Source organism: [Eubacterium] eligens ATCC 27750, from assembly GCF_000146185.1.
Lineage (GTDB): Bacteria > Bacillota > Clostridia > Lachnospirales > Lachnospiraceae > Lachnospira > Lachnospira eligens.
The window spans coordinates 146759-165264 of sequence record NC_012780.1 but is presented as its reverse complement, the minus strand read 5'-3'; the positions used below and the strand labels follow the sequence as shown (position 1 = coordinate 165264).

Below are 18506 nucleotides of genomic sequence, written 5' to 3'. Positions count from 1 at the left end.
AAAAGAAAAATGTTTATAATAATAGTTGAATAATTAGCCTATAAATTCATGGAAATTGATACATTTATAGGAAAAATCTTTGAAAAACAGCATTTTTATAGAAGAATTTTGAGAAGAATTGCGGAATATACCTATAAGATTTAGATTAATCATGAATTTATAGGAAGTTAGTGTGTTTATAGCAGAGTTTGAGAGAAAAGATTTATACAGTTATTATGGTGTCTTTTGCTCTAGTCATTGTACCATGCATTTTGTCAGTAGTTTATTCATATATGTTTTATCGGAAAACAATGGGGTAAGTTTATTGTGCTTATGGACAGAATTAAGTATAATGAGTGCAGATAAGGGGGCAATATTGAATATGAAATACAATTTACCAGACCGGATATTAAGAGAAATTGTTTCTTTTGCGAAGGAACATTCTATTACTAAAATCATACTTTTTGGTTCTCGTGCGCGAGGTACGAACACGGAACGAAGTGACATAGATATTGCTGTGTATGGTGGAGATTTCGATGGTTTTTATTGGGATGTAAAGGAAAAAACACATTCTCTGCTGATGTTCGATATTGTACAGGCAGATGTATCAATTTCAGATGAATTAAAAGAGGAGATAGAAAAGGATGGTGTAGTGATTTATGAAAAAGCTTGATAACTTTAGTAATTGTCTGACTATATTAGCTAATGCGGATTTTAAGATGGCAGAAACTAATGATATATACCGGACAGGGGTTATTGGACAATTTAATCTTACTTTTGAACTTGCATGGAAAGCGTTGCAGGAGATTATGAGAAAACATGGTGTAGAAGATTCTTCTGCTGGATCACCACGAGAGATTCTGCAGCTTGGTTATAAATTTGGGTTTATAGATGATTCAGAAACATGGCTGCTTATGTTAAAAAAGCGCAACATTTCTGTTCATATATATAATGAGGAGGAAGTAGATGAATTGATTCTGCTGATACGCGACAGCTTTATTCCTGCGTTTACAGCTCTTAAAGATACACTTGTAAAGAAGCTGGATGAAGCAGAGAGTAACTGGGAGTGAAATAATATAAACAGCATTTGTCAAGTTTAAAAATAATATAGAAGGAAGGGATATTTATAAGTTTATCAAAAGAATATGTAAAAATGCGAATGGAGCGCAACAAGGAAATAGCTACATCTGCGAATCTGGCTGACAGCCTGACAGAACAGCAGTGTGATGTACTTGAATGGGCCTCTGACATGAGGCATGTAATGCATAAGAACAGTGAGGCATTATATGATGTTAATGCACCTAAGCATAAGGAAATTAAAGCATTTATAAGTGATACACATTATTCACAGAATCCGAATAACCTTAATAAAAGATTAAAAGATGCTGGATTACCGCTTATCAAGTGGTCATTTGATGATACAAGGATTCCGACAAATGAGCTGGCAATGATTCTTGATAACAGAAGACTTGAGAAGAGCAGAAAAAGGCAATGTATCAGGACATTAGAAAAAGCGAATGCTGATATTGAGAATTATTTTGCACAAATTGATGCCAAATACCTCACATTTTATTGTCCATCAGGAAATAAGAGAGTTTTTAGTAATCAAAGTAAAGGGGTCAGTGTGGAGTCAAGGAATGTTACCATTGCAGAAGGCTATACAATTATGGGAATCGAGAGTCTTAAGAATAATATAGCCTATCTGCTCCATGTGTACGCTGGTCAGATTAGTGTTGAAGATATTGTTTCATATGTCAATGAAGATATAGAAAACAGGATTTATCATATGGATGCTTCAATGGCTCCACAAAGTGTTCATAAAGCGACTAATGCCCTGGTTGAAACCGGATATATAAAACCTGATACTAAAGAACTTATTTATATTAATCTTACTAAGAGAGGCGACGCATTTGTAGGAAGCTACTGTGGGACGCTTAACAAGATAGCAGCTTCGTTGTCCATACTGCCATTTAATAAGGCACACAAGAATGATATTGTTTATTATAGCTATCTGATTGGATGGCAGCGTGCTAAAAGAGAGCTAAAGCCACTGATTCCTAAAACTGTCGATTTTATTAGTAACAAGATAAAAGAGAAGCAGGAGATGATGTATACCGGTGACGATAGTAATTATGCTGTGGAGATGGAGCAGACAATTATCCAGAGCATGAATATTAATAGTTTGCCGGTTGTCTATGAGGTTAAGAAGGGTACATATGTAATAGCGGAGATAACGACATTATTTGGAAAGATTAATGTAAGTATTATTAATTCTTTGTTTGTCGGAAGTGCATATACATTAACAATTCCGCAATATCAGTATACTGCAATAATTCATATGGCAGATAATATTGATTATGGAAAGATTCCTTATGAGGTACAGAAACAATTGAAGGCGGTTGTTCCTGAACTTATGAAGCTTTTACAGTGAGAGGGGAGGCAGGGGCAATGACCAATATATATAAGAATATTTATTTGAGAAAAGAAGAAGAAGTTTTATATAATATTAGAAAAAATGTGGATGAAACAGTGGAGACACCAACCATATCAAAGATAATAGATTATGTTCTGGCTGATCCATATGAACATATTATATATATGGATGTTAAGCTTAAGATGGTAACAAGTTATGATGCAACCAATGTATTTGTTGATACCGGTTATAAAAATATGTCAGGAGAACCATTATTTCTGTCGCTTGTGTTAAAGGACGATGTATTTACCGGCAAATATGTGGGAACGATTGATCAGCTTGGCAATGCAATTCTTACCATTGTAAAGATGAGAGTCAATGAACAGGAAATATATGATAACATGGAATTTCTTAAGAACAATTATGGCAATTATAAGCAGTTTGTTGATGACTGGGATCTCAAGGCTGGGGAGAGAGAAAAAGATAATAATCTGGGGGATATGAGTACTTTGTTTGAAGGAATTGATATATCAGAATTCCCGGAGACAGCAGAAGAAATTCCTTCAAATGAGGATACAGCTGCTGCGTCAGAATCAGATTTTTATGAAGAAGATACGGATGCTGAATCAGAAAATGGGCAGGAATTATTGTTAGAAGAGATTAAGAATGATAAAATGCATGTGTATGACTACATTCCCGATAAATTGTATCTTGTTGAATGTCACACAATGCTAGGAACTATCAACTTCTCACTTGTTAATAATTATATGGATGTATTCGGGGACAAAATACCTCTATACAGCCTGTTTATTGTTCAATACAATCAGGGTACAAGCCTTGGACAGTTATTACAGGATGTGGATTTAAGACAGTATAATCTGCAGATTCCAGATAAGATTATTGATGAAATAAGTGATGCTGTGAATTATATCAGGGGGTATATGGGGAGAGAATAAAAACGAGAAATTCAAGGAGAAATAAGAGAATGTCAAAGGATGAATATTTAATTACCGATGCGCCCCTTAAAGCACTGACTGTTTTTGCCATGCCCATGATTCTGGGCAGTTTTTTCCAACAGGTATATAATATGGCTGACTCAATTATTGTCGGTCAGTTTGTCGGTTCATCTGCACTTGCGGCTGTCGGAGCCTGTGCTGCTCTCACAAATGTATTTATTTGTGTGGCACTTGGCGCCGGGGTAGGTGCCGGGGTGCTTGTGAGCCGTTATTTTGGTGCAAGAAATTATAGTAAAATGAAGACCATTGTATCAACATCATTAATCAGTTTCCTGATTCTAAGTATATTATTGGGAATCTTTGGTTTCGGGTTATCACATTCAATGATGAGTTTATTACAGACACCAGCTGATATACTGGATGAAGCAGTACTGTATCTTCGTGTTTATTTTGTGGGATTTCCGTTTCTGTTTATGTACAACATTCTTTCAACAATGTTTACTTCAATCGGTGAATCAAAGATTCCGTTGGTGCTTCTGATATTTTCTTCCATCTTAAATATTCTGATGGATCTTTGGATGGTTGCTGGTTTAGGACTTGGCGTGTTTGGCGCAGCTCTTGCAACCCTGATTGCACAGGGTATTTCAGCAGTATTTTCATTTATAATTTTCTTTTGCCGGATGCGCAGGTATAAAAGTCACTTTGAATGGTTTGACAGGAAGGAGTTACGTTCAATGCTTCAGATTGCCGTACCATCAATTCTTCAGCAGTCCACAGTATCAATTGGCATGATGATAGTACAGGCAGTTGTAAATCCTTTTGGTACACAGGCACTCGCAGGTTATGCTGCGACAATGAGAGTAGAAAATGTATTTGCTCTTATATTTGTATCCATTGGAAATGCAGTGTCACCTTATGTTTCCCAGAATCTTGGCGCGAAGAAAATTGGGCGTATCAAAAAAGGATATCATGCTGCACTCGTGTTAGATATATGTTTTGCAGTCCTTGCTTTCATAGTCATTGAGACACTGCATACACACATTTCTTCGCTGTTCCTTGGTAAAGATGGAACAGCTTTGGCATATCAGGTGTCAGGGGATTACATGAAATGGTTAGGTTACTTTTTCATTTTCATGGGTATCAAGATGGCAACGGATGGAGTCCTTCGTGGGCTGGGAATCATGCGGCCATTTCTTATAGCTAATATGGTTAACCTTGCAATCCGTCTGTCAGTTGCTATGATTTGTGCACCGCGTTTTGGTATAGAGTTTGTCTGGCTTGCTGTACCAGCCGGCTGGTTTGCAAATTTTCTGATTTCCTATGTGGCACTCAGAAAGTCATGGCCGGTTGAAAAAGTTGATTGATGAGCTCGTGAGCGTGCTTAATTGGCATGACGGCTAATGATGTTCAAAAGATTTTGAACCTGAAATAAAGATAACATGTTTGACATAAAACCCGTTGAATGATAATATAATTAAAGAGGCGCTACCGATAGACGGTTAGCCTGATATATTTTTTGGTTAAAACAACCGCCAAGTTTAGCAGACCGTGGCGGTTGTTTTGTGTTTATTTTTTGCTCTTAGAACCAATAGTATAACCAAGAGCAAAGCAAGTAATACATAAGCTGATGATGGCTATAAAAAGCTCCGTTGTAAGCATAAGCACAAACCTCCTTGATAGATTTCCAAGTCGGATTTCTATGTAAACAGAGCTATAACTCTCTGATGGAGGATAACCGCCTACCGTGTAGGGTAGCACCACATAAATTATAACAGTTATAATTTGAAAAAGCAATCGCATTGCGAGCATTTATTGGCAAACAGAATATGGCACATTTTGATCGTACATATCTGGCAGGGTTAAGATAATTTTTGTTTGACAATTTTCAAAAAGAAAAATATAATAACTTCTAAACGAGTAGCAGACTAGCGTAAATCCAGTTTTGCTGCTCGTTTTTTGTGCGTCTGCTGTCGCACATTATGAAAATATATAATGCATTTTAAAGTGTGTAGCTTATCAGCGTAAGTCCAGCTTATGAGATAAGTACACACTTTTTTTATGCAAAAAAAGGAGGCTGAATCCTCTCCTCACCAAAGGGGTCGGATTTTGCTTCGCAAAACAAGGAGGATTATAAAATGGCAGAAAGTAACAAGATGAGAGAGATGCCGGTAAATAAGCTCATGGTTCAGATGGGAATACCGATGATCTTATCTATGGCATTGCAAGCGGTTTACAATATTGTAGACAGTGCCTTTGTTGGAAACATGAGATCAGGAAGTGAGGCGGCACTTAATGCACTTACACTGGTGTTTCCAGTTCAGATGCTCATGGTAGCAGTTGGAATCGGAACAGGTGTGGGAACAAATGCACTTCTTGCAAGAACACTTGGACAGGGAAATGGTAAAAAAGCAGCAAAAGTTGCGGGAAACAGTTTGTTTCTTGGAGTGATTATTTATGTGGTGTGCCTGTTGTTTGGGATTTTTGGAGTAAGAGCATATATTTCATCACAGACAATTGACCCTGAAGTTATATTAATGGGAACAGATTACTTAAGAATATGCTGTGTAATTTCATTTGGAATTATTTTCTTTTCACTATTTGAAAAGCTGCTGCAGGCAACCGGACGTTCTCTTTATTCTACAATTGGTCAGGTAGTTGGAGCAGTGGTAAATATTATTCTTGATCCTATTATGATTTATGGTATTGGACCGGTTCCTGAAATGGGAGTTAAGGGGGCTGCATATGCAACTGTTATTGGACAGGTTGCGTCTGCAATATTATTGTTTGTATTTCATATGAAACTGAATAAGGAATTTGAACATGATGTAAAGTATATGAAACCGGATAGCAGAATAATCAAGGAAATATATGCAATTGGACTTCCTGCAATTATTGCACAGGCACTTATGTCTATCATGGTATATGTGATGAATCTGATTTTGAAATTCAGCCCTTCAGCACAGACTGCATATGGATTGTTCTATAAAGTACAGCAGTTTGTATTGTTCCTTGCCTTTGGGCTTAGAGATGCAATCACTCCGATTATTGCATTTGCTTATGGTATGAGAAGTAAAAAGAGAATTCAGGATGGGATCAGGTATGGACTGCTCTATACCGTTGTACTAATGATTCTAGGAATTGCAATTACGGAAATTTTTCCTGGAGCTTTTGCAACTTTGTTCAATGCAGGACAGTCAAGAGAATATTTTATTGGAGCAATGAGGATAATCTCAATAAGCTTTCTGTTTGCTGGAATAAATGTTGCTTATCAGGGAATTTATCAGGCACTGGATGGCGGCGTTGAATCATTGGTTATCTCTCTTCTGAGACAGCTTATCATTATCCTGCCACTGTCTGGAATTTTTTCTGTGTTTGTCAGAAATGGTCAGATGGGAGTTTCTCTTATCTGGTGGGCATTCCCAATAACTGAGGTTGTTTCATGTCTGGCAGGATATGTATTTTTAAAGAGAATCAGAAAGAATAAAGTAGATGTTTTAAATTAAGGAGGAATCGTAAATGGCAAAAAGGATTATTACAATCAGCAGGGAATTTGGAAGCGGTGGTCGATTTATCGGTGAAGAAGTGGCAAAGAAACTTGGAGTTACATATTATGATAAGGATATCATTGGACAGATTGCAGAACAGTCAGGCTTATCACCGGAGTATATTAAGGAAAATGCTGAGTTATCTCCAAAGAAAGGTTTATTTGCATATGCATTTGCTGGACGTGACATTACAGGAAAGTCCATAGAAGATATTGTATATGAAGCACAGAGAAAAGTTATTTTGGAGTTGGCTGGAAAGGAGCCTTGCGTAATCGTTGGAAGAAATGCTGATTATATTCTTAAAGACAGGGATGATGTGTTAAATGTGTTTATTCATGGGGATATGCCAGAAAAAGTACAGCGTATCATGGGCTTATATAATGTTGAAGAGAAGGAAGCAGTCAAAATGATGGCAGACACAGATAAAAGACGTATGACAAATTATAACTTTTACACGGAGCAGAGATGGGGAATGGCAGGCAATTATACACTGGCTTTGAACAGCTCTGTGTTAGGATATGATATGTGTCAGAAAATCATAATGGATTGTACAAAAATATAAGCATTCACCCACATCTGTATTGTACTATTGTTATAAACTATTACTGTAACAAGCTGAGAAAATGGCTGAGAAGATATGGCAAGACCGACAAAATGCAGAAGAATATGTGCAGAGGTATGAACAGTTTTTAGAGAGACATAAAAATTAAAATATTGTTTTCATAGAACTTGGTATAGGGTATAATACACCTGTTATAATAAAATATCCGTTTTGGCAGATGACAGATAAATGGCAGCATGCGCATTATATATGTCTTAACTATGGACAGGCATATGCGCCGGATGAGATTAGGGACAAATCTGTATGTGTTAATAAGGATATTGGTGAGGTTATAAGGAGACTGTTATGACACAGAACAGCTACAGGTATTTTAAGAACGACCAGTGTAAATATTACCCATGTCATAAGATAGAAGAAGGGCAGGATTTCAACTGCCTTTTTTGTTATTGTCCCATGAACTGCTATGAGGATTGTCCGGGAACACCGCGGTATATAACAAGAGAAAGCGGGAAACGGATAAAGGATTGTACGAATTGTACATTTCCGCATATTCCGGAAAATTATGATTACATAGTAAAGTTTTTATCTGAAAAGATGAGATAGGAGAAGAAACTCACAATGAAAAAGGCTATTCTTATAGTAAGTTTTGGAACTACATATACAGAGACAAGAATAAAGAATATTACAGCTATTAAGAATCAGGTATCAATGTTTTATCCTGATACGATTATAGAAGAGGCTGTATCAAGCAGGATTGTAAGAAATCATATGAAGCAGGATGAGCATATTGATGCAAAAAGTCCGCTGGAAGCCCTTATGAGTCTAAAAGAGCAGGGCGTAACCGGGGTTGTGGTATTTCCAACTCATGTAATAGATGGCATAGAGAATAATCAGATGAAAAATGCAGTTGAACAATGCAGAACTTTTTTTGAAAAGATAGTTACAGCTGATGCACTTTTGTCAAATGTGGATGATTACACAGATGTTTCGAAGGCACTGTGGGAGTCATTAAAGGAAATAGCCGGTGATTCACCTTTGATTTTTATGGGGCATGGAACGGAGCATTCGGCTGATGAAAGCTATATGATAATTGAGCAGGCATTAAGGGCGTATGCCAGACATCCTGTTTATATTGCAACAGTTGAGGGAAAGAGAACAATTCAGGATGTAATCAGGCAGATGAAAGATGAAGGGATTGTTAATACAAGAGTAGTTCTTGCACCATTTATGTTAGTGGCAGGAGATCATGCCAATAATGATATGGCAGGAGAGAGTGATTCATTTGCAAGTATATTAAAAGAAGAAGGATATGCGCCGGAATGTGTCCTGAAAGGAATTGGCGAATATCCGGCAGTAAGACAGGTGTATCTGTCACATTTGCAGAAAGCCGTAACACAGCTTGAGTACATACCGGATGAACAATCAGGCATATTGTATGGTATTGGAGTTGGCACAGGTAATCCGAAGCAGATGACATTGCAGGAACTGGAGGTAATCAGGGAGTGCGACCTGATAGTGATTCCGGCAGTGTCAAAGGAAGAGTGTTATGCATACCGCATAGCAGAGCAGGCTTATCATGAAATTTCGGAAAAGCCTGTATTATGCATGCCATTTCCAATGATTAAGGATGAAGGAAAACTTGAAATTTCACATAATAAAATATATGAAAACATAGAAGGATATTTGAGCAAAGGCCAGAAAGTAGGAATGCTTACAATAGGTGATCCGTCTATATATTCTACATATATGTACATGCATAAAAGAGCAGAAGCAAATGGCTGGAGAGCACAGATAATATCTGGTGTTCCTTCATTTTGCTCTGTTGCAGCAAGACTTGGGATATCACTTGGAGAGAAGAATGAAGAAATTCATATTATCCCGTCAGCGTATAAACCTGAGGATACATTTTCATATGATGGAACATGTGTGTATATGAAGTCGGGAAAGGGGCTGAAAGCGTTGATTTCAGCACTGCGTCTCAGACAGGAAACAACAGGGGAATCATATGAAATAAATGCAGTTTCGAATTGTGGCATGGACAATGAAAAGATATATCATGGTCTGGATGAACTTGAAGAGGCACAAGGGTATCTTACAACAGTTATAGTAAAAAAGAAAAACAATTGCATTTCTAGTAATAATATGGAATAATAAACGCTGGATATAATCCAGATGATAACGAAATAATCACTGTAAGCGAAGTATATATGTACTTCAGGGAATCAGGTGGGAATCCTGAACAGTTCCGCTGCTGTATACAGGGAGGCGATATCCATTATGCCACTGGAAGAAGTATTTATTCTTATTCTGGGAAGGCGGATATTGCTTATGATCTGTGAGTCAGAAGACCGGCTTACAGGCAGAGCCATAATAGTCGTTGCGAGAACAACTGACTATTGTTTTTTATGCAGACACAAGTGTCTGTTCCTTTTCTGCAGATAATGACGGAATCATCCAATCACTTCATGAGAAAGGAAAAGGAGAATGAAAATGAAGAAAAAAAGATTTCTGTCACTCATACTTATGCTTGTAATGCTTGTGTCTACACTTGTAATGAGTGGATGTGGAACAGAAAAGAAATCAGGTAACGAGGGCAATTATGATGGAGAACTTGTATACGACCATTCAATGGAATTACAGTATGCCAAGCTGTTCTCTGTAGATTATTACAAGGGTGGCTACAAACTCATCACAATAACTAACAGAGATGAGGATACAGCAATCGTATCAAAGCAGTCAAAGCTTTTACTGGTTCCGGACGGAATGTCTGCACCATCAGGAGTTGATTCTGACACAGTAATATTAAAAACACCTGTGACTAATATGCTTGTTTCATCTACACCTGTAACATCTCTTATGAATGCAAGCAATTGTCTTGATAACATAAGCCAGGTTACTTACGATAAAAAATCATGGTATATTGATGCCGTTAAGAAGGCATTTGATGATGGAAAGCTGACTTATGTAGGAGATTATAAAGCTCCTGATTATGAAACAATAATAGCAGGTGCCCCTACACTTGCAATATTTTCAACAATGCTTACAAGTGTTCCTGATGTTGCAGAAAAGTTAAAAGAATTAGGAATTAACTACATATTAGACCAGTCTACTTATGAAGATCATCCATTAGGAAGAGTAGAGTGGGCTAAGCTTTATGCTGCACTCTGTAATGAAGAGGATGCTGCAACAGATATGTTTAACGCGCAGGCTGCATATGTTGATACTCTTTCAAAGGCGGAAAAAACAGGAAAATCTGTAGCTGTATTTTATATTACATCAAAGGGTAAGCTGTATGTCAGAAATGCAGGAGATTATCTTGCACAGATGGTAAATATAGCAGGTGGAGATTACATTTTCTCAGATTTAAATGCTGATAAAACAGGCACACAGGAAATGGGAATAGAAAGCTTTTATGAAAAGGCAAAGGATGCAGATTATATAATTTATGTATGGAACTTAGGCGGAAAGCCATCAACTCTTAATGATTTTACAGGATATAACAGTATTCTTGCTGATATAAAGGCTGTTAAGGATGGAAATGTATGGTGTACAACACCAGATTTCTTCCAGATTGCAGATACAATTGGAAGTATGATTAACGATATCAATCTTATGTTAAATGCTGATGCTGATACATCAGAGCTTACATACTTAAAGAAGTTAAAATAAAACTTATGTCTGAAAGTGACTGTCACATTAAGCAAATAGTACTTAATGAGGCAGTCATTTTGAGAATAGAGATAAGAATGGAGAAAAAATGCAGATAAAACAGATACTCCGTTATCAGTTGGTTTATGTGCTGCTTGTGATATTACTTGTTGCAGCAGTCATATTCAATATTAATACAGGCAATATAAATATATCTCCCATAAGGATTTTCAGGATAATATTTCTGAAGGATTATGTTGGAACACCAGAATATAATATTATCTGGAAAATACGATTACCACGATTATGTATGGCTGCTATTCTTGGCGGTGCATTGTCATTGTCGGGATTTTTATTACAGACATTTTTCAGAAATCCTATAGCAGGTCCGTTTGTGCTTGGTATTTCGTCAGGTGCCAAAATGTTTGTTGCCATTACAATGATTTTCTTGCTGAAATATGTGTCAGGAATGCCATTATGGGCTCAGATTGCAGCAGCATTTATAGGTTCACTTTTTGCAATGCTGTATGTATTACTTTTTGCCAATAAAGTAAAGAGCATGTCTATGCTTTTAGTTGTAGGAATTATGATAAGTTATATATGCTCTGCAATAACTGATTTATGTATTACATTTGCAAATGATTCAGATATTGCCAATCTTACCCACTGGGCTATGGGCAGCTTTTCCGGAAGCTCATGGACTGCTGTAAAGCTTGCAGCTATAGTTGTTTTTCCAACATCATTCATTACTTTTTTATTTTCAAAACCAATTAATGCTTATCTGTTGGGAGAGGGATATGCACAGAGTATGGGAATTAATATCAGATTTTTCAGGGTGTGTATAGTAATGCTGTCGAGTATGCTTTCTGCCTGTGTTACAGCACTTGCAGGCCCGATATCGTTTGTGGGGATAGCAGTTCCGCATATTACAAGATTATCACTTAAAACAACAAAACCACTAGTTACGATTCCAGCGATTTTCCTGTGTGGTTCAGTCTTTTGTATGTTCTGTGACCTTATTGCAAGAACAATATTTTCACCATCAGAACTGGCAATAGGAACAGTTACAGCTGTATTTGGCGCACCAGTGGTTATCTGGCTTATGGTAAAGCAGAAAAAGTAATATTGGATAAAAAGTGGAGAAATATATGGAACAGATATATGTGCAGACAGAGGATTTAAGCGTTGGATATCATGGAAAAGTCCTTTTGTCAGATATAGCATTGAAGGTAAAAAAAGGCGAGATTCTTGTATTAATCGGACCTAATGGTGCAGGCAAATCAACAATAATAAAGAATATTATAAGAGAAATGAACCCGATAAGCGGTAATATATATGTCAAGGGCAGAAAGATAAGTGACTTTACAAGTAAAGAATACGCAAAGATAATGTCGGTTGTTCTTACGGAAAAAATTAAAACAGAAATGATGACATGCCGTGATGTTGTGGCAATGGGAAGATATCCATATACTAATTATTTTGGCAGACTGACTAAGGAAGATGAAGTGATTGTAAATGAGTCACTTAAAAAAGTGTCAGCACTGGATATAGCCGAAAATGATTTTTCACAGATTAGTGACGGACAGCGCCAGCGTATTATGCTTGCAAGGGCAATATGCCAGAAACCGGAGGTCATTGTTCTTGATGAACCAACCTCATTTCTTGATATAAGACATAAGATAGAACTGCTTGATATATTGCAGGAGATGGCGGTTAAAGATAATGTTGCAGTTATAGTATCATTACATGAAATTGAACTGGCGGCGAAAATAGCAGATTATGTTATGTGTGTCGGGGCAGATGGAAAGATTGAATTCGGAAGACCGGAAAAAATATTTACGGATGACAGGATAAGCAGTCTTTACGGACTTATACATGGAACTTATAATTGTATGTATGGAAGCACAGAATTAAAGAAGCCGGAAGGAACGCCGAAAGTTTTCGTAGCCGGTGGTGCAGGAACAGGTGTATTTATATACAGGGAATTACAGCGTTTAGGAATAGCATTCAGAGCGGGAATTCTTTATGAAAATGATTGTGATTTTCCTGTAGCAAAAGCACTGGCATCAGAAGTTATTACAGAAAAAATGTTTGAACCTATAGGAAAAGATACATTTGAAGCAGCATGCAGAAAGATTGATGAATCAGATTATGTAATAGATACGGGGTGTCCGGTAGGGCAGATGAATGCCATGTTAAAGGATGTACTGGAGTATGCAGCAGAAAAGAAAAAAATTATTCTTAAAAAACCAGACATAGATACATTGAAATCATTATTCACAGGAGAATAGATATTATGAAGCCAATGGATATTGAAAAACAGTCGTTTGCAATAATTGAAAAAGAACTTACAACAGATATTCCACCTGAATACAAGCCGGTTGTTAAGAGAGTTATTCATACAACAGCGGACTTTTCATATGAGACAAGCATGATGTTTTCAGATGGCGTTATAGAGAAAGCACTGATGGCAATACGTGAGGGTACGGAGATTGTGACCGATACCAACATGGCAAAATCAGGTATAAGTCATAAGATAGCTGAAAAATTCGGCTGCTCACTTAACTGTTATATGGCAGATGAAGGTGTTGCAAAAGAAGCTGCAAGCCGTGAGACAACAAGGGCAGTGGTCAGTGTGGAGAAGGCGGCAAAGGACAATCCGGGATGTATTATGGTAGTTGGAAATGCGCCAACAGCACTTATGAGAATAAGAGAACTGTATGATGAAGGTACATTTGCTCCAAGACTGGTTATCGGAGTTCCGGTTGGGTTTGTAAATGTAGTTGAGGCAAAAGAAGAAATAATTGAAAGCGGTATGCCATATATAGTTGCAAGAGGCAGAAAAGGCGGAAGCAATGTTGCGGCGGCAATTATGAACGCATTGTTTTATATGGCAGCAGATGATGATAAAGAGTGGCGCAGATGTTAGAGAGATATGTATATAAGAATCAGAAAAAAATGCGATGTGGATATACAACAGGAACATGTGCATGCGCAGCGGCGAAAGCGGCGGCATGTATGCTTTTGTCAGGCAGGAGAATTGAAAGTGTCAGTGTGATTACTCCGATGGGAGTAGAACTTACGCTGCCTGTTTATGAAATAACAATGGAACAGGACAGTGTTACATGTGCTATAAAAAAAGACAGCGGGGATGATCCTGATGTGACTAACGGAATATTAATATATGCCAGTGTTTCTTATATAGAACGTGACAGCACAGATAAAAGAGTTGTAACAGATGGAGGAACAGGTGTAGGAAGAATTACTAAAAAAGGGCTGTCGCGCCCGGTAGGAGAAGCGGCAATTAATCCGGTTCCGCTTAAAATGATTGAAGAAGGTGTATCGGAAGCAGCAGAGAATTATTCTTATGAGGGAAGTTTAAAGGTTGTAATATCAGCACCACAGGGAGTTGAAATTGCAAAGAAAACATTTAATCCGAACCTCGGAATAACAGGGGGAATATCAATTCTTGGAACAACAGGAATAGTAGAGCCTATGAGTGAACAGGCACTTATTGATACAATAAGGACAGAAATTAAAATGCATATAGCAGAAGGCGAAAAAGTTCTTCTGATTGCACCGGGAAATTATGGGCAGGATTTTCTGCTTAATACTCTTGGAATTGAACTTAAAAGAAGTATCAAATGCAGTAATTATATAGGTGATACAATAGATATGGTGTGTGATGCAGGCGCAGAAGCGATGCTTCTTGTAGGACACATAGGAAAACTTGTAAAACTGGGTGCAGGAATAATGAATACACATTCAAAAGCTGCAGACGGGCGTATGGAAGTCCTGGCAGCCTGTGCCATAAGAGCAGGTGCAGAGGCTGATACTGCAAGGAAAATACTTGACTGTGTCACGACAGAGGCTGCACTTGATATATTGAAAAAATCGGACATGCTTGAGAATACAATGAAGCAGCTTATGATCCGCATAGAGGATGTATTGCAAAGAAGAAGTGGCGGTAAAATAAGAATCGGGGCAATTGTATTCTCTAATGAATATGGAATATTAGGTAAGACAAAAACAGCGGATATGCTGTTAGAAGATATAATGGAGAATAATTATGGTTAAAATTGTCGGGGCAGGACCCGGAGCTAAAGATTTAATTACAGTTCGCGGCATGCGCATGCTTAATGAGGCAGATGTGATTATATATGCAGGTTCACTTGTAAATGAAGAACTGCTTGAATATGCCAAAAAAGACTGTGAGATATATAACAGTGCATACATGAATCTCGATGAGGTCATTAATGTAATTGTGAAGGCGGAGAGCGAAGGAAAGAATATAGTACGACTGCATACAGGAGATCCTTCACTTTATGGAGCTATAAGGGAGCAGATTGAGGAACTTGCAAAGCATGGAATTACATGTGAAATATGTCCGGGTGTCAGCAGCTTTCTTGCTGCGGCAGCTGCAATGAACTGTGAATATACAGTGCCGGAGGTTGCACAGTCAGTAATTATTACAAGGATGCCGGGAAGGACGCCTGTTCCGGATAATGAGAGCATTGCAAAGCTGGCGGCACATGGAACCTCAATGGTTATATTCTTAAGTTCATCACATTTAAAGGAGCTTAAGGAAGAATTATATAAGGGAGCGTATACACCGGATACTCCATGTGCAATATGTTATAAGGCAAGCTGGAAGGATGAAAAATGTATAAAGACCACATTGGAAAATCTTGACAGAGAAGCCGAAAAGGCAGGAATTACAAAGACAGCACTTATAATGGTGGGAGAATTCTTAGGAGATAAATATTCATTTTCCAAGTTATATGATCCTGAATTTAAAACGGAGTATAGAAAATGAGAACTGTTATAATAGCATTTACACATGAGGGAATGAAGGTGGCAAAAAAGGCTTCCACGGTGACGGATGAAGAAGTTACAATTTACTGCCACAAAAGATGTGGGGATGATTACAGGGAAGATGCAGTTTCTTTTGCCACTGTCGGCAGTGTTATTAAGAGCGAGTTCGCAATGTGCGACAGGATATTATTTGTGTGTGCGGCTGCAATAGCGGTAAGAACAATAGCACCATATCTTAAAAGTAAGGTAACAGATCCGGCAGTACTTGTTGCAGACGAGAGTGGCAAATTTCTTATTTCACTGCTTTCAGGGCATATAGGTGGTGCCAATGAATGGTGCAAAGAACTTGCAGACAGTATTGGTGCAATACCTGTAATTACTACAGCTACAGATACAAGAGGAATGTTTGCGGTTGATATGTTTGCAGCAGAGCATAATATGAAAATAGTTAATCCTGTCATGATACAGGATATATCAGGCCGGATACTTAATGGGGAAGCTGTTGGAATTACAGGAGATGAAACATTTGTCAAAATGTTAAGAGAGACAGAAAAACAATGGAATGGGCAGATTACATATACAGATAATGCAGACGGTAAATATGAAAGCGGTGTACAGATAATTTCTCATCCTGATGAAAATGTGGTATTTAAGAGAACATTAAAACTTGTGCCACAAAATCTGGCAGTTGGAATCGGATGCAAAAAGGGAAAGACAGCAGAAGAGATAGAGCAGGTGGTTAAGAAGGTTTTTGATATGAATAATCTGATGCCAGAAGCTATTGCAGTAGCTGCCTCTGTTGACAGAAAAGCGGATGAACAGGGAATTATTGAATTTGCAAGGAAATTTAAAGTTCCATACAGGACATATACACCTGAAGCATTAAGAGAGATTGAGGGAGATTTTTCATCATCAGCTTTTGTAAATGAGCAGATAGGTGTGGATAATGTATGTGAGCGCAGCGCATGTGCAGCATCGGGTGGAGGCAGAAAGCTTGCAGGAAAAACGGCAGATAACGGAATAACTGTTGCGGTATATAAAATGGTATAGATTAAGGAGTATGATATGCTTAAGATAGTTGGTTTTGGAAGTGGTGCAAAAGATAATATGACACTGGAAGCGTCAGCTGCAATATCGTCAGCACAGTTAATAGTTGGCTATAATACTTATGTTGATATATTGAAGCAGTATTTTCCAGATAAAGAATATTATTCAACTAATATGATGCAGGAAAAGGAGCGTTGTCAGTATGCCATAGACATGGCAAATGAAGGCAGGGATGTAGTACTTGTATGCAGTGGAGACAGTGGTGTATATGGCATGGCGAGTCTGGTATATGAACTTGCAGATGAAGGAACTGATATTAAGGTAATATCAGGTGTCACAGCCGCCAATAGTGGTGCTGCCTGTCTCGGAGCACCTTTGTCACATGATTTTGCGGTTATAAGCTTAAGTGACTGTATGACTCCGTGGGAACTGATAAAGAAAAGAATCAGGGCAATGGCTGAAAGCGATATGGTAATGTGCATATATAATCCTTCAAGCCGTAGGAGAGCAGGATATTTAAAAGAAGCCTGTGACATTGTAATGGAAGTACAGCCGGCTGATACAGTATGTGGCTATGTAAGGAATATAGGCAGGGATAATGAGACAGCCGGGGTTCTTACATTAAAGGAGCTGGCTGATTTCAAAGCAGATATGTTCACGACAGTTTATATTGGAAACAGCCATACTAAGATTATTAATGGAAAGATGGTTACACCGAGAGGATATAAGGTTGTATGAAAAAGACAATAATGCTTTTTGCCGGGACAACGGAAGGCCGCAGAATATGTGAATTTCTTGCAGTTAAAAAATGTATTACCCATGTGTATGTAACTACTGAGTATGGAAAAGAACTGCTTCCTGGGCAGAATAATGTGCATATACATGTCGGGAAAATGGATGAGAAACAGATGTCTGATGAGATAAAGGCAATCCATCCTGACATAGTTATTGATGCAACACATCCGTATGCCACACAGGTTACCCACAATATAAAAGAGGCATGTGACAGCAGACACATTTTTTATGTCAGGGTATTAAGAGAAGAGAATATAGAAAAAGCTGGTAATAATGCAGACAATATCATATATACTGAAACAATGAAGGATGCAGTCAGGCTGCTGAATGAAGACAGATATATTCATAAAAACGTTCTTATGACGACAGGAAGCAAGAACATACCTGAGTATGTCCATATTAAGGATTTTAAGGACAGGCTGTATCTTCGCCTTCTGCCTAATCCACAGATGATGGAAAGTGCAATACAGGCAGGGATTATGCCGGCACATTTAATTGGAATGCAGGGACCATTTTCACAGGAATTAAACGAAGCAGTAATAAGGCAGTTTAATATCGGGGTACTTGTTACAAAAGAATCAGGAAATAACGGTGGATATGAAGAAAAAATATCTGCTACACTAAATACAGGAACTGACTGCATTGTAATAAGGCGGCCATTGGAAAATGGTGGTAAGAATCTTTCAGAAATTATAGCGTATCTTGAAGAAAATATTGATTCACAGTGTTAACAGGTTAAGATGGAG

The 18506-nt window shown here is 37.8% G+C and carries 18 protein-coding genes and 1 riboswitch; all 18 genes read left to right on the top strand.

The features are described from left to right. Nucleotides 1-361 precede the first annotated feature (361 nt). The 18 genes from EUBELI_RS11295 to cobK all read left to right on the top strand — a co-directional run bounded on the left by EUBELI_RS11295 (nt 362) and on the right by cobK (nt 18491). A complete protein-coding gene (locus tag EUBELI_RS11295) occupies nt 362-652 on the top strand; it encodes a nucleotidyltransferase family protein (RefSeq protein WP_041688910.1) in 291 nt (96 codons plus the stop codon). Then, nucleotides 639-1049 carry an HI0074 family nucleotidyltransferase substrate-binding subunit gene (locus tag EUBELI_RS11290; protein WP_012740478.1) on the top strand — a complete coding sequence of 137 codons (411 nt, stop codon included), beginning with the start codon at nt 639-641 and terminating at the stop codon, nt 1047-1049. The genes EUBELI_RS11295 and EUBELI_RS11290 overlap by 14 nt, the downstream gene beginning before the upstream one ends. 191 nt (nt 1050-1240) lie before the next feature. After that, nucleotides 1241-2410 carry a hypothetical protein gene (locus tag EUBELI_RS11285; RefSeq protein ID WP_148231386.1) on the top strand — a complete coding sequence of 390 codons (1170 nt, stop codon included), beginning with the start codon at nt 1241-1243 and terminating at the stop codon, nt 2408-2410. A gap of 17 nt (nt 2411-2427) precedes the next feature. Next, complete coding sequence (locus tag EUBELI_RS11280; RefSeq protein WP_041688908.1) at nt 2428-3348, top strand: hypothetical protein; 921 nt, start codon at nt 2428-2430, stop codon at nt 3346-3348. A gap of 29 nt (nt 3349-3377) precedes the next feature. Then, nucleotides 3378-4712 carry an MATE family efflux transporter gene (locus EUBELI_RS11275; protein ID WP_012740475.1) on the top strand — a complete coding sequence of 445 codons (1335 nt, stop codon included), beginning with the start codon at nt 3378-3380 and terminating at the stop codon, nt 4710-4712. 771 nt (nt 4713-5483) lie between these two features. Then, entirely contained in the window at nt 5484-6851 is a 1368-nt protein-coding gene (locus tag EUBELI_RS11270; RefSeq protein ID WP_012740474.1) for an MATE family efflux transporter, read from the top strand. A gap of 13 nt (nt 6852-6864) precedes the next feature. Then, a complete protein-coding gene (locus EUBELI_RS11265) occupies nt 6865-7455 on the top strand; it encodes a cytidylate kinase-like family protein (protein WP_012740473.1) in 591 nt (196 codons plus the stop codon). A 345-nt stretch (nt 7456-7800) separates the two neighbouring features. Beyond that, the gene (locus tag EUBELI_RS11260) at nt 7801-8058 is read left to right on the top strand and encodes a cysteine-rich small domain-containing protein (protein WP_012740470.1); all 258 of its coding nucleotides are present in this window, start codon (nt 7801-7803) and stop codon (nt 8056-8058) included. A 15-nt stretch (nt 8059-8073) separates the two neighbouring features. Next, a complete protein-coding gene (locus EUBELI_RS11255; protein ID WP_012740469.1) occupies nt 8074-9606 on the top strand; it encodes a sirohydrochlorin cobaltochelatase in 1533 nt (510 codons plus the stop codon). Between the two features lie 26 nt (nt 9607-9632). Next, nucleotides 9633-9826, top strand: a riboswitch (cobalamin riboswitch). Nucleotides 9827-9945: 119 nt separating this feature from the next. Then, nucleotides 9946-11124: an ABC transporter substrate-binding protein gene (locus EUBELI_RS11250; protein ID WP_165437554.1), complete on the top strand. Its 1179-nt coding sequence runs from the start codon at nt 9946-9948 to the stop codon at nt 11122-11124. 88 nt (nt 11125-11212) lie between these two features. Beyond that, the gene (locus tag EUBELI_RS11245) at nt 11213-12226 is read left to right on the top strand and encodes a FecCD family ABC transporter permease (RefSeq protein WP_012740467.1); all 1014 of its coding nucleotides are present in this window, start codon (nt 11213-11215) and stop codon (nt 12224-12226) included. Nucleotides 12227-12251: 25 nt separating this feature from the next. Further along, nucleotides 12252-13394 carry an ABC transporter ATP-binding protein gene (locus EUBELI_RS11240; RefSeq protein WP_012740466.1) on the top strand — a complete coding sequence of 381 codons (1143 nt, stop codon included), beginning with the start codon at nt 12252-12254 and terminating at the stop codon, nt 13392-13394. Nucleotides 13395-13399: 5 nt separating this feature from the next. Then, nucleotides 13400-14032, top strand: coding sequence for a precorrin-8X methylmutase (locus EUBELI_RS11235; protein WP_012740465.1), 633 nt, complete (start codon nt 13400-13402; stop codon nt 14030-14032). Next, nucleotides 14026-15180, top strand: coding sequence for a cobalt-precorrin-5B (C(1))-methyltransferase CbiD (gene cbiD / locus EUBELI_RS11230; RefSeq protein WP_012740464.1), 1155 nt, complete (start codon nt 14026-14028; stop codon nt 15178-15180). The genes EUBELI_RS11235 and cbiD overlap by 7 nt, the downstream gene beginning before the upstream one ends. Beyond that, nucleotides 15173-15919 (top strand): precorrin-4 C(11)-methyltransferase, encoded by a 747-nt coding sequence (cobM, locus tag EUBELI_RS11225; RefSeq protein ID WP_012740463.1) that lies wholly within the window; start codon nt 15173-15175, stop codon nt 15917-15919. The genes cbiD and cobM overlap by 8 nt, the downstream gene beginning before the upstream one ends. Beyond that, nucleotides 15916-16968, top strand: a complete 1053-nt coding sequence (locus EUBELI_RS11220; RefSeq protein ID WP_012740462.1) for a cobalt-precorrin 5A hydrolase — start codon at nt 15916-15918, stop codon at nt 16966-16968. The genes cobM and EUBELI_RS11220 overlap by 4 nt, the downstream gene beginning before the upstream one ends. 15 nt (nt 16969-16983) lie before the next feature. Beyond that, on the top strand, nt 16984-17703 hold the full coding sequence (gene cobJ, locus EUBELI_RS11215) for a precorrin-3B C(17)-methyltransferase (RefSeq protein ID WP_012740461.1): 720 nt from the start codon (nt 16984-16986) through the stop codon (nt 17701-17703). Beyond that, entirely contained in the window at nt 17700-18491 is a 792-nt protein-coding gene (cobK, locus tag EUBELI_RS11210) for a precorrin-6A reductase (protein ID WP_012740460.1), read from the top strand. Before cobJ ends, cobK begins: the two co-directional genes overlap by 4 nt. Nucleotides 18492-18506 lie beyond the last annotated feature (15 nt).